10 protein-coding genes and 1 pseudogene are annotated in these 12,893 nt (G+C 66.7%); 6 read left to right on the top strand and 5 right to left on the bottom strand.

Annotated features, from left to right (window positions below; translation table 11 throughout):
• Window positions 1–174, top strand: a pseudogene (locus A5622_RS28915) (MFS transporter); the annotation flags it as partial.
• An 18-nt stretch (window positions 175–192) separates the two neighbouring features.
• Here A5622_RS28915 and A5622_RS05510 read toward each other — a convergent pair.
• Window positions 193–1,776 (bottom strand): glycosyltransferase family 39 protein, encoded by a 1,584-nt coding sequence (locus A5622_RS05510; RefSeq protein ID WP_066877189.1) that lies wholly within the window; start codon window positions 1,774–1,776, stop codon window positions 193–195.
• A 284-nt stretch (window positions 1,777–2,060) separates the two neighbouring features.
• Between A5622_RS05510 and A5622_RS05505 the strand changes: the two genes are divergently transcribed.
• Window positions 2,061–2,504 (top strand): universal stress protein, encoded by a 444-nt coding sequence (locus tag A5622_RS05505; RefSeq protein ID WP_066861503.1) that lies wholly within the window; start codon window positions 2,061–2,063, stop codon window positions 2,502–2,504.
• A 26-nt stretch (window positions 2,505–2,530) separates the two neighbouring features.
• On the opposite strand, the gene A5622_RS05500 is transcribed toward A5622_RS05505, so the two are convergent.
• Window positions 2,531–3,208 (bottom strand): MBL fold metallo-hydrolase, encoded by a 678-nt coding sequence (locus A5622_RS05500; protein WP_066877186.1) that lies wholly within the window; start codon window positions 3,206–3,208, stop codon window positions 2,531–2,533.
• A 142-nt stretch (window positions 3,209–3,350) separates the two neighbouring features.
• Here A5622_RS05500 and uvrA point away from each other — a divergent pair, with 142 nt between their 5' ends.
• A complete protein-coding gene (gene uvrA, locus A5622_RS05495; RefSeq protein ID WP_066877183.1) occupies window positions 3,351–6,263 on the top strand; it encodes an excinuclease ABC subunit UvrA in 2,913 nt (970 codons plus the stop codon).
• 9 nt (window positions 6,264–6,272) lie between these two features.
• Here uvrA and A5622_RS05490 read toward each other — a convergent pair whose 3' ends face one another.
• The gene (locus A5622_RS05490) at window positions 6,273–6,521 is read right to left on the bottom strand and encodes a hypothetical protein (protein ID WP_066861495.1); all 249 of its coding nucleotides are present in this window, start codon (window positions 6,519–6,521) and stop codon (window positions 6,273–6,275) included.
• Between the two features lie 280 nt (window positions 6,522–6,801).
• On the opposite strand from A5622_RS05490, the gene A5622_RS05485 reads away from it, so the two are divergent.
• Together A5622_RS05485 and A5622_RS05480 are read left to right on the top strand one after the other, a co-directional pair.
• Entirely contained in the window at window positions 6,802–7,518 is a 717-nt protein-coding gene (locus A5622_RS05485) for a hypothetical protein (protein WP_066877180.1), read from the top strand.
• Between the two features lie 125 nt (window positions 7,519–7,643).
• A complete protein-coding gene (locus tag A5622_RS05480) occupies window positions 7,644–8,246 on the top strand; it encodes a bifunctional 2-polyprenyl-6-hydroxyphenol methylase/3-demethylubiquinol 3-O-methyltransferase UbiG (RefSeq protein ID WP_066861490.1) in 603 nt (200 codons plus the stop codon).
• Window positions 8,247–8,267: 21 nt separating this feature from the next.
• Here A5622_RS05480 and A5622_RS05475 read toward each other — a convergent pair whose 3' ends face one another.
• The gene (locus A5622_RS05475) at window positions 8,268–10,133 is read right to left on the bottom strand and encodes a bifunctional diguanylate cyclase/phosphodiesterase (RefSeq protein WP_066877178.1); all 1,866 of its coding nucleotides are present in this window, start codon (window positions 10,131–10,133) and stop codon (window positions 8,268–8,270) included.
• Window positions 10,134–10,285: 152 nt separating this feature from the next.
• Entirely contained in the window at window positions 10,286–11,677 is a 1,392-nt protein-coding gene (locus A5622_RS05470; protein WP_066877176.1) for a cytochrome P450, read from the bottom strand.
• A 247-nt stretch (window positions 11,678–11,924) separates the two neighbouring features.
• Between A5622_RS05470 and A5622_RS05465 the strand changes: the two genes are divergently transcribed.
• Window positions 11,925–12,893: class I SAM-dependent methyltransferase (locus A5622_RS05465; RefSeq protein ID WP_232002879.1), on the top strand; the 969-nt coding region annotated here is incomplete at its 3' end.

Below are 12,893 nucleotides of genomic sequence, written 5' to 3'. Positions count from 1 at the left end.
GCGATCGGCGCAGGATTGGCGGGCGTCGTCGTCAACACCGCCACCGGCGGCGAGGGGATGGCCGCGCACCTGCTCTTTACGGTGTTCACCGCGTTGAGCGCCGCCGGCGTGGCGGTGTCCTACGCCGCGACGCGCGCCACCCGCCAAGCCCAGCCGGTCGGCACCGGGCGTTGAGCTCGGTCAGCGGCGAAATCACCGCGTGGACTTGACAACCTGCGAGTAGTGGAATTGCCACCGTTCGACGATGTGGAAGCCGAGGTAGCCCGGGAATCGGTACGCCGGGGCGCGCCCGAACGCGGATCCGGGCGGTAGCGATGGGCCGGCTTGATGGTCCGGCAGCGAATTGTCCCTATTGGTGATCGTCCAGATCGCCGGGCATTTGTTGATTTTGGCGGTCGTCAGCCACACGGCGACGTGCCCGTCCCACAGCGATCCGACCTTCGGCCCGTAGACGCCGCGCTCGACGTCGACCAACGACCGGAAGGCCGCCGGCCGGGTGGCCAGCAGCGCGCGAATCGGCCCGGGCTTCCACGGGACGGTGTTGTCCACCATCAGGCAGTCGCCGGGGGCTGCGTGCGAGCTGATCAGATCGGCCACCTGGCTGTAGTCCCAGCCCTCCTTGGCGTACGGCCACCGTTGCACGAACAGGTAATTCGGCACGGCGGCGACGGCGAACAACAGCACCGCGCCGGCGATCGGCCAGGGCCGGCGGGCGACGGTGACGATGCAGACGGCCAAGACGACGGCCATCGCGGGTGCGGTGAAGATCAGGTAGCGCGGGTAGTAGATCGGCTCGATGACGGCCGAATACACGACGACCAGCGCGGTGGGAATCACCATCCACGCCGTGGCGATGACCAGCAACCGGCGGAGGTCGCCGGCCGGGGCCGGCACGCCGGCCAGCCGGGTCGCGACCGCCGCGACGATCAGCACCGCGCCGGCGATCGCGAAGGCCACGCTGTGGTCGAAGTACTGGCGCAGGATGATGTCGAAGGCGTAATGCCAGCTGACGGGATAGATCCAGTTCACCTGCCACACCTGGTGGTGCGCGAACAGGATGAACGGCGTCATGGCCGCCACCGCGGCGACGGAGCCGGCGGTCCACCAGAGCGCCGGAGCTTTGCGCGCGCCCTTCGGGGCGAGCAGCGGCAGCAGGGCGCCATACACCGGCACCAACAGCACCAGGTTGAGGTTGAGCAGGATCGCCAGCATCAACCCCAGCGCGTACCAAACCCAGCCGCGCGGCCGGTTGCGCCGAACGGCGGCGACGAACAACACCGTCAGCCACACCGCCGCGGCGGCCACGAAGGCGTACGGCCGGGCCTCCATGCCCGCCCAGGTGGTGCGCGGCAGGATGGCGAAGACCGCCCCCGCGCAGACCGCGGTGGGCCGGGTGGAGAACTGCCTGGTGAAGACCGTGACCCCGGCCGCGGCGGCACCGACGGCCAGCGAGCTCGGGAAACGCGACCAGAACTCGGTGGGCGGGAACAGCGCGAACCAGCCGTGCATCAGCAGGTAGTACGCCCCGTGGACGGCGTCGATGTGGCTGAGCAACCGCCACAACTCCGGCAGTGTCCGGCTCGCCGATGCCGATATCGTCGCCCCCTCGTCGAACCACAGCGACGGCCGACAGGCCCATGCGGCGCTGACAACGGTGGCGAACAGGGCGATCGTGCAGGGATCCAGCAACCTGCCGCGCGTGCCCCCGGGCCCGGGCTCGGCGCCGACATCCCCGGCGCGCGGCTCGAGAGTGGGCTCGAGGGTGGGCATGGACATGATGGTTGTTACTTTAGGGCGCGGCTCATGTAACGGCTCACAAACTGCGCTCGGCGCATTCATTGTTCGTGCCGACATTGACGAAAAGCGGCTTAATGCAATGCCTTCCACGGTGGCCGCACGCTTTTGATTGTTTTGCCATTGCCGATATTGTCCGTTGGCCCAGCCAGGGACCGCAAATAGCGGGCGCGCCACGCCGCGCGGTGTGGCTAATCTGCCTCCTGCGCAACGAGCAAACGCGCTACTGTCTTGGGTTGGCTGACCAACCGAAACTGGGAGGGTAAATGGGCGCCTATCGGACTGTGGTGGTAGGAACCGATGGCTCGGATTCGTCGATGCGCGCGGTAGAGAAGGCGGCACAGATCGCCGGTTCGGACGCCAAGCTAATCGTGGCGTCGGCGTATTTGCCCCAACACGAGGACGCCCGGGCGGCCGACGTCCTGCGCGACGAAAGCTACAAGGTTTCGGGGACCGCGCCGATTTACGCGATTCTGCGTGACGCCAAGGACCGCGCCCACGCCGCCGGTGCGCAGAATATTGACGAGCGCCCCATTGTCGGGGCCCCGGTCGACGCGCTGGTGCACCTCGCCGAGGAGGAACAGGCCGATCTGCTCGTGGTCGGCAACGTCGGCTTGAGCACGATCGCCGGCCGGCTGCTGGGATCGGTGCCGGCCAACGTCTCGCGTCGGGCCAAGACCGACGTGCTGATCGTGCACACCACGTCCTAGCGTCCTAGCGTCCTGGGGCCGCGCGGTTACCAGCCCCGCTCGCGCCATTCGCCCAGGTGGGGACGTTCGGCGCCCAACGCCGTGTCGTCACCGTGGCCGGGGTAGATGACGGTGGAGTCGTCATAGACGTCGAACACCCGGGTGCTGACGTCCTCGATCAGCTGGGTGAAATCGCCGGGCTGCCAAGTCTTGCCGACGCCGCCCGGGAACAGGCAGTCGCCGGTGAACAATTGGGTGACGCCGCCGGTCGCCGGGCCGTCCAGGGCCAGCGCGATCGATCCCGGGGTATGCCCGCGCAAATGGATGACGTCGAAGGTGAGCTCACCGATCTGCACGATGTCACCGCCCGACAGCAAACGGTCCGGTTTGACCGGCAGCGGCTCCGCGTCGATCTCGTTGGCGGCGGTCGGCGCGCCGGTGGCGGCGGCCACCGCCTCCAGCGCCTGCCAGTGATCGAAGTGCTGGTGACTGGTCACGATCAGCGACACCTTCGGCGCGTGCCGCCGGATCAGGTCGATCAGGACGTCCGCGTCGTTGGCGGCGTCGATCAACAGTGTTTCGCCGGTAGCGGAACAAGTGATCAGATAGGCATTGTTGTCCATCGGGCCGACCGAGACCTTTAGGATCGTGGCGCCGGGTAGGGTCCGGCGGGCCGCGGTGCCGGGGTCGACGTGTCCGGTGTAGTTGTCGTCCACTGCAGTCATACCGGTCACGCTACTGGTCAAAACTTGCTTGTCGGTATGGACACATAGCATGGAATGCGCCGTGCGCGATTCCGGTTCGGGATGCGCACGGGCTTACCAGGAGGCCACGAGAAGTTGCCGGAAAGTTCTGAGAGGGGCAGCGTTGGCTGACCGTCTGATCGTCAAGGGCGCCCGCGAACACAACCTGCGCGGCGTCGATCTCGACCTGCCCCGCGACGCGCTGATCGTCTTCACCGGGCTGTCGGGCTCGGGCAAATCGTCGCTGGCCTTCGACACGATTTTCGCCGAGGGGCAGCGCCGCTACGTGGAGTCCCTGTCGGCCTACGCCCGCCAGTTCCTGGGCCAGATGGACAAGCCCGACGTCGACTTCATCGAGGGCCTGTCCCCGGCGGTGTCCATCGACCAGAAGTCCACCAACCGCAACCCGCGATCGACCGTCGGCACGATCACCGAGGTCTACGACTACCTGCGGCTGCTCTACGCGCGGGCCGGCACGCCGCACTGCCCGATCTGCGGCGAGCGGATCGCCCGGCAGACCCCGCAGCAAATCGTCGATCAGGTGCTGGCGATGCCCGAGGGCACCCGATTCCTGGTGCTCGCCCCGGTGGTGCGCACCCGCAAGGGCGAATTCGCCGACCTTTTCGAGAAGCTCAACGCCCAGGGCTACAGCCGGGTGCGGGTCGACGGCGTCGTGCACCCGTTGACCGACCCGCCGAAGCTGAAGAAGCAGGAAAAGCACGACATCGAGGTGGTGGTGGACCGCCTCACCGTCAAGGCGTCCGCCAAGCAGCGGCTGACCGATTCGGTGGAGACCGCGCTGAACCTGGCGGACGGCATCGTGGTGCTCGAGTTCATCGACCACGAACACGACGCGCACAACCGGGAGCAGCGGTTCTCCGAGAAGCTGGCCTGCCCCAACGGGCACGCGCTGGCGGTCGACGACCTGGAACCGCGGTCGTTCTCGTTCAACTCGCCCTACGGCGCCTGCCCCGAGTGCAGCGGCCTGGGCATCCGCAAGGAGGTCGACCCCGACCTGGTGGTGCCCGACCCCGAACGCACCCTGGCCGAGGGCGCGGTGGCCCCGTGGTCGACGGGCCACACCGCGGAGTACTTCACCCGGATGATGGCCGGGCTCGGCGACGAGCTGGGCTTCGACGTCGACACCCCGTGGCGCAAGCTGCCGGCCAAGGCCCGCAAGGCGATTCTCGAGGGCTCCGACCACCAGGTGCATGTGCGGTACCGCAACCGGTACGGGCGCACCCGGTCCTACTACGCCGATTTCGAGGGCGTGCTGGCGTTCCTGCAGCGCAAGATGGCGCAGACCGAGTCCGAGCAGATGAAGGAACGCTACGAAGGCTTCATGCGCGACGTGCCCTGCCCGGTGTGTGAGGGCACCCGGCTCAAGCCGGAGATCCTGGCCGTGACCTTGGCTGCGGGGGACCGGGGCGCGAAGTCCATCGCCGAGGTCTGCGAGCTGTCGATCTCGGACTGCGCGGACTTCCTGAACGCGCTCACCCTCGGCGTCCGCGAGAAGGCGATCGCCGGGCAGGTGCTCAAGGAAATCCAGTCGCGGCTGGGCTTTTTGCTCGACGTCGGGCTCGAGTACCTGTCGCTGTCACGCGCCGCGGCCACGCTGTCCGGCGGTGAGGCGCAACGCATTCGGCTGGCCACCCAGATCGGGTCCGGTCTGGTCGGTGTGCTCTACGTGCTCGACGAGCCGTCCATCGGGCTGCATCAGCGCGACAACCGCCGGCTCATCGAAACCCTCACTCGGCTAAGGGGTTTGGGCAACACGCTGATCGTCGTCGAGCACGACGAGGACACCATCGCGCACGCCGACTGGATAGTCGACATCGGCCCGCGGGCCGGTGAGCACGGCGGCAAGATCGTGCACAGCGGCACCTACAGCGAGCTTTTGGCGAACAAGGACTCGATCACCGGCGCCTACCTGTCGGGCAAGGAACGCATCGAGATGCCCGCCAGGCGGCGCCCGGTCGATAAGCGGCGGCTCACCGTCGTCGGCGCCCGCGAGCACAACCTGCGCGGCATCGACGTCTCGTTCCCGCTCGGCGTGCTCACCTCGGTGACCGGGGTATCGGGTTCCGGCAAATCGACCCTGGTGAACGACATCCTGGCGGCGGTGCTGGCCAACCGGCTCAACGGCGCCCGGCAGGTTCCCGGCCGGCACACCCGGGTCACCGGGCTGGATCATCTGGACAAGCTGGTGCGGGTGGACCAGTCACCGATCGGTCGCACGCCGCGATCCAACCCGGCCACCTACACCGGGGTGTTCGACAAGATCCGCACCCTGTTCGCCGCCACCACCGAGGCCAAAGTCCGTGGCTATCAACCGGGCCGGTTCTCGTTCAACGTCAAGGGCGGCCGCTGCGAGGCGTGCACCGGCGACGGCACGATCAAGATCGAGATGAACTTTTTGCCCGACGTGTACGTGCCGTGCGAGGTCTGCCACGGCGCCCGGTACAACCGGGAAACCCTTGAGGTGCACTACAAGGGCAAGACCATCTCCGAGGTGCTGGACATGTCCATCGAGGAGGCGGCGGAGTTCTTCGAGCCGATCACCGGCATCCACCGGTATCTGCGCACCCTGGTCGACGTGGGGCTGGGGTATGTGCGGCTCGGCCAGCCCGCACCGACGCTGTCCGGCGGCGAGGCGCAACGCGTCAAACTGGCCGCGGAACTGCAGAAGCGCTCGACCGGGCGCACGGTGTACATCCTCGACGAGCCCACCACGGGACTGCATTTCGACGACATCCGCAAGTTGCTGAAGGTCATCAACGGCCTTGTCGACAAGGGCAATACGGTCATCGTCATCGAGCACAACCTGGACGTGATCAAGACCTCGGACTGGATCGTCGACATGGGGCCGGAAGGCGGTGCCGAGGGCGGAACCGTTGTCGCGGAAGGCACTCCGGAGGACGTCGCCGCCGTGCCGGAGAGCTACACCGGGAAGTTCCTCGCCGAGGTGATCGGCCGGAGCCCGGCGGCATCGGGCGCCCCGCAGCGATCGAACCGGCGTCGCAAAGTCACCGCCTGAGCCCGCGCGTCAACTGTTCTCGGGCTTCATCGCGTCGCGGATCTGGGCCAGCCGCTCGGCCGCGGCGCGCCGGCGTTCGTCGTACTGTTCCGAGACCGAACGGCCCTCGGCTGATTCCGCATCGAGCTCGGCGGCGCCTTGCGCCGTCGCGTAGCGGGCCTCGATCTGGTCGCGCACCGACTCGAAGGTCGGCACACCGGAGTCGTCGTACTCCGGGCCGGATCCGGCGGCGCCGGAAGTGGTGGGTTCGTCGGGCATGCCGTCACGGTACTGCCACGAGCGGCCGAAATGTCGCAACGTCCGTGGGCGGGGCCGCAGTGCCGAAATCGGCCCCGGGGCACAGTGGCAAGCCCGCTGTGTCAAAACAAATGCGAGACAAGCTCGATATCGCAACATCATTGGCCGCGCAGTGCGGCCGTATTCGGCCGTTTATGTCACAATCCCCTTGGTTAATTTGTCGCGAGTCGAATTAACAAATGGCTCAAGACCCGTTCAAAAAAATTACTCGGTAGTAACCGCAAATAGGTGGAGGTCACGGATGGAAGCGGCACAACTCACGGGAATCGGGATTGACGCCCCGTGGTCGGACACCGGGTTCGGCTGGCGCGATCACGCGACGGGATGCTGGGTCACGGCGGCCACGCCGCAGGCAGAGCCCGTGCTGTGGAATCAGTACCTGGACGGCGCGCTGGACAGTTATCGGCGGCACGGGCTGGAGTGGGTGCTCGACGTCGACCAGATTCGGGACGGCGCCGACACGGCATTGTTTTTTGTCGTGCTCGATCCACAAGGGCGGGTGGTCGGAGGCACGCGGGTGGTAGGGCCCCTGCGCTCGCCGGAAGACTCCCACGCTCTCGAGGAATGGAAAGGCAATCCGGGACTTCCCTTGCTGCGCCATATGATTTCCAACCGGCTTCCGTTTGGCGTCGTGGAGGTGAAAAGCGCGTGGACCAATTCTCGCGAATATGGCAATCGGGCGCTGTCCACGGCGCTGGCGCGTACCGCGCTGCCGATGATGACGCTGTTGGGCGTTCAGTTCGTGATGGCCACCGCGGCCGCGCACGTGCTCGAGCAGTGGCAGTCGTCCGGGGGCGTCGTGGCCAACCGGGTAACCGCGGCGGCGTATCCCACCGACGACTACCGGACCAAGGTGATGTGGTGGGATCGCCGCACCCTTGCCACACATGCCGAGCCCGGACAATTCAAGCTGATGTGCGCCGAGAACGCCGAAATCCTCAGCCGCATCTCGGCATAGCACGAAATGACGTGGTGCCGAGGCGTTCCCGGTTGCCCGCGCAAGTGTGCTGGGTCGCGGCATCGCGCCGGTGAAACCGGGAAGGCGATGTCGGGCCGGTTGGCGCGAATGTCATCATTGCGGCTATGGCTTCTCGACACACGCGATTTCGGTTCTTCTACCGGATCGGCTTCACGCCGTGGGAGGGCCACCCGATCGGCCAAGGTCTGCGGGATCTCGTCGAGGGAACTTCAGACACGCCCGCGCTGCCCACCGGGCGGGCCCTCGACGTCGGCTGCGGCACCGGGGACTGCGCCGTCTACCTCGCCCAGCAGGGCTGGCAGGTCACCGGGGTCGACTACGTCGCGAAACCGCTCGACAAAGCGCAGGCGAAAGCCGGCAAAGCCGGTGTCGCGGTCGACTTCGTGCGCGCCGACGTGACGCAGCTGAGTCAGTCCGGGATCGGAACAGGCTTCGACCTGATCGTCGACAACGGCTGCATCCACAACATGAGTGGCGCCGACCGTGACGCGTACGTCCGGGAAGTCGGCGCCGTGGCGGCACCCGGCGCGCGGCTGTTCATCGCCGCGTTCCCTCCCGGGGGCCGATTCGGCGTGCCGGGCATCGGTCACGCCGAGATCCAACAACGTTTCACGCCCGACTGGACGCTGTTGTTCACCGGCGACGAGCAGGAGCTCGACGACCGGAAGACCCCGGCGTATTACTACCTGCTCCAATATCGCGCCTGAGCGCCCGCGCGTTCGGCGGGTTTAAACCGCGTTCCCCGTTCCCGAGAACCGGGTGGTGGAGAAGTTCATCGGTATGGCGCGCTTGGCCAGGAGCGACTCCATCGCCGTGCTGTCAAGCGGGCGGGACAGCAGAAACCCTTGTGCGCGATGGCATCCCAGGCTGAGCAGCCTCTCGGCCGCCGCCACGGATTCCACCCCCTCGGCCACGACGTCGAGCCCGAACGCGTCGGCCAGGGCCATCGTCGAGCGCACGATCGCCAGGTCGCCGGCGTTGGTGTCCAGGTTCTGGACAAACCCCTTGTCGATCTTCAGCGAATCGACGGGCAGAGATTTCAGATAGGTCAGCACGCTGTAGCCGGTGCCGAAGTCGTCGATGGCGATCTGTACCCCGACGTCCTTCAATCCGAACAACGTCTGACGTGTGGCGTCGATATCTTGGACCACAACGCTTTCGGTGATTTCCAGACAGACGGTGCTGGGATCGAGCCCGAACTCGTCGAGGGTGGCCGCGACGGTGTCAACGATACCTGCGGTGACGAGCTGCACGGGGGAGACGTTGATTCGAAGCACCGTGCCGTTGCCGACACCGCGTGACCGCCAGAGCCCGAATTGCGCACACGCCGAGCGCATTACCAGACGCCCCAGTTTGGCACCGAGGTTGATCGATTCCACGACCTGGATGAACGAATCGGGCATCAGTAGCCCCAGAGTGGGGTGTTGCCAACGGATCAGCGCCTCGGTGCCCAGGATCTTCCCGGTGCGCATGTCGAACTCCGGGAGGTAGTGCAGGACCAATGCGCCGCCACCGCCCTCGATCATCCCTTCCAGGTGCAGCTCGATGTCGTTGCGGATCATGTCGGTTGTCGACATTTCCGGGCGGAAGGTCGCGACGTTGTTCCCGCCGGATGCCTTGGCCGACCGGGTGGCCTGGTCGACCCGCCGGAGCAGGTCCGACGTGGTCTCGTCCCCGGGTACGCCGGTCGCGACGCCGATACTTACGGTGCGACTGAGCATCTCACCGTCGATGGGGATCGGTAGGTGGACCCGCTCGTGCAGCGAGCTTGCGAACGTTTCGGCGGCCTCGACGTCCATGGCCCCGGCGGGCACGATGCCGAACTCGTCGCCGCCGAAGCGGGCGATGACGGAGGGAATCTCGGTGGTCTCGCGCAGCAGCGCGGCGAACTTCTCGATGAATCGATCGCCGGCGTCCTGGCCGAGGCGACCGTTGATGACCTTGAAGCGGTCTATGGCGAGGAACACGACCGAGACCGGGCCGGGCTGTCCCTTCGCGAGCCGGTCGTCGAGGTAGGCGATGAGCGCCCTGCGGTTCAGCAGTCCGGTGAGTTCGTCGTGCTCGGCGAGGTAGTGAATTTGCTGTTCGGCGACGACGCGGGCCTGCAGTTGCGCGAACAGGGCGGCGATCGCCTGTAGCGCGTTGAGTTCTTCGGATAGCCATTCCCGGTCGCCGAGCTTGCCGAAGGCGAGCGTGCCGGTGGTGACGTCGCCGGACAGCAGCGGAACGGCGGCCAGCGAGACGGCGGGAGCTCCGGTGCCCTCCTCGATCCGGTGCTGGTAGTCGGCGTTCTCGGGCTCGGGACGGACCACCTCGGGCACCTTGAGGTGTTCGGTCCGCGCGAAGATCGAGTCGGCATCGGCGAAATACACCAGACCGATCGGATCCGGGTCGGCGTTGCGTGGCGGGAATTCGGCGATGAGGCGCGTCGCGCGGATGGTGTGGTCGTTGTGGCGCAGGAAGCTGAAGTCCACCCCCAGGTCGCGAACCAGGTTGCCGAGCACGCGTTGGCTGATCGCGGCAGAGTCCGCCACGGTGGCCGCCATCAACTCGGCGGCGGCAGCGGTGACCAGGTGGTCCAGTGTGCCCGACATTGCCCTAACCGTAGCGGTAACCGGTGCGCTGCGTTTGGCATTGCATAGGGCGTCTAGCAATGATTCGCTCACGTTGACGGGCAAGTGTGATCAAGGCCGCATGAGCTCGGCGACGATGCGGTGTCTCGACGATCCGACGCGGCGCAAGGGCGTTAGCTGGTCGGCGAAACGGGCTGGCGTCGCGGTCGAATGCGAGCGGGGACCGGACCGCCGGCGATCATGGTGAAATGCAGTGCGAGCGGAAACTCGGCATCCAGAGAGCGGATTTCGGCTCGGCGGATGAGGGTTGCCAAGGCGAGTGTCACTTCGAGCATGGCGAAATGGTCGCCGATGCAGGAGCGCGGTCCGCCACCGAACGGCAGGTATTGCCACCGATCGAGCGCCTTGAAGTTCTCCGGACTGAACCGCTCGGGGTCGAACCGAAGTGGATCCTGCCAAAGTTGCGGGTCGCGCTGTACGGCCATCCGCCCGACGATGAGCATGGTGCCCCTCGGCACCCGATAGCCGGCCACCGCGACGTCGCGGGAGGCCATGCGCGTGCCGGTGGGGGCCGGCGGGCACAGGCGAAGCGACTCCCGTATCACCTGCATGGTGAATCCGAGCCGGGGCAGGTCGTCGGACGTCAGCGGCCGATCCGGTAAAGCCGCAACCTCGGCCGCCACCCGCTCTTGATAATCGGGGTGGTGTCCCAAAGCCCACAGGGCATAGGTCAAGGCCGTCGTGGTGGTGTCGTGGCCGGCGAACAGGAACATGACCAGCTCGTCGCAAATCTCCTTATCGGTCAACCGTTTTCCGGTCACCGGATCCTGCGCCGCGATGAGCGCGTGGACCAGCGGTGCGACTCGTGTCGGATCGGAGCGACAGTCTCGCAGGATCTCCTGCGTCAGAGCGTGCAGTTTGGCGCTTGCCGCTCGCGCGCGCCGCCGCGCCGGTGTGGGCAACCAGCGAGGCGCACGAAGCGGATTGGTCGCGCGCCTGACCGCGTAGGCCAACGCGACCCGTAGCGGCTCGACAACCTCGTCGGCCCGCTGTTCCAGGTCGAGTCCGAGCACCGATCGGCCCAGCGCGCGCAACGTTATCGTGCGGCACTCGGCGTCCAGATCGATGACGGCACCGTCCTGCCACCCCTCGCTCACCGATTGCGCCGCCTGCTCCATGTGACCGCCGAACTCGCTCACCCGCTGTTTGGTGAACACCGGCTGTAGGGTGCGCCGACGTGACTTCCATGGCTCGAAGGGAAGATCGGTGAGACTGGCGCCGATGATGTGGCGCACCTGCTCGAAGACGGGTGTGGTCTTGTCGACGGAATCGTCTTTGGTACTGAGGATGTCGCGGATGGCTTCCGGAGACGTCGCAAGCACCATCGGCGGCATCAGCCATCGCGGCCCCAAGGTGAAAAAGCTCACCCGGCCGCCGGCATCACGCAGCCTTTCCGTCCCGGTGCTGAATTCGCGCACCGCCGCGAGGCGCTGACGAAAGGGCATCGGGTTCACCGGCGGCAGGGGTAAGCACTTGATTTCGTCACTCGCCAGGGCCTGAACCACGCCTACCTCCCGCGGATAATGATGTTGCCTACGCCGATCCGGTAGGACCGCGCAGGCCACAAGCTTGCCGGCCCCCGCTGACCGGACAAGTATTCCAGCACATCCGTTTCGACGCGGCGAATTCACCGGGCTGCCAGTGAAATTGCAGGGACGGGTTGATAATCATGTACGACAGATCGGCCCAATGCTCGACCGTCGCTAGAACCTGACCCGAAATCGGTGACGCGGACTCCATGAAAGGTTGAGGGTGAACAGAATTCGGCCCCTGTGGCGGATGCCCGGCATCGTCTTGCGTGAGCGGTCGCATCCGGCAGGGCGTGAGCGCATTCCTGAGCCGATGGTGGTGGACGATCCGGAGTCCGTTGCCCAGTTTCACACCGGTGGCGGATCCAACCCGGGGATGCTCGCGGTCTACGACTTGTGCGCTCGGGCGCTTGATGCGCTGCTGCCGCCCGACGGCCACCTGCTGGACCTCGGCGTCGGTTCCGGCCGTGCGCTCAGCGCCGTGCTGCGCCGACGGCCCGACGTTCGGGCCACCGCCGTCGATCTCGCCCCGAACATGCTGTCCACGGCGCGGGAGCTGTTCGACGCCGAAGGCCTGGGGGACCGCGTCGAACTGCGTCAGGAGGACATCACGGCGCTGCCGGAGCAGATTTCAACGCGTCCGTGGGACGCCATCTCCTGCATGTGGACCCTGCATCAGCTACCGGATTTCGACACGTTGCGCGGCGCCCTCCGGCAGATCGCCGACCTCCAACGCCGCAGCGGTGCGGCAGTGTGGATTTCCGATTTTCAGCGCCTGCGGGACCCGGCGGCCGCCCCCAAGATGCTCGAGATCGCCGACCCCGCCTCGCCGGCCGTCCTGCGCCAGGACGCCATTGCAAGCGAGGCGGCGGCGTTCACCATCGCGGAACTGTCGACAGAGCTCGCCGCAGCGGGACTGCACGAAATGCATTGCGGCCACTCGACACCCGTGCCCTATCTGCAGGCGTACTGGACATTCGGGTCGCGCGGCGAGCACCATCGGCGCCACAGCACCTCAGAACGGCTTCGCCGTGAATCCCCATCGCAACAACGCCGACTCGCGGCGGGCCCTACCGCGCAACCCAGGGTCCCGCGTGCCGGTCACGCCGTGCGGTTCGCCGCGCGACCCGAATGTCCAGTACGCCTGCAGATAGGGCACGGGTGTCGAGTGGCCGCAATGCATTTCGTGCAG

Source organism: Mycobacterium sp. 1245801.1, from assembly GCF_001673055.1.
Taxonomy (GTDB): domain Bacteria; phylum Actinomycetota; class Actinomycetes; order Mycobacteriales; family Mycobacteriaceae; genus Mycobacterium; species Mycobacterium europaeum_A.
This window is presented reverse-complemented; position numbering and strand designations above follow the sequence as displayed.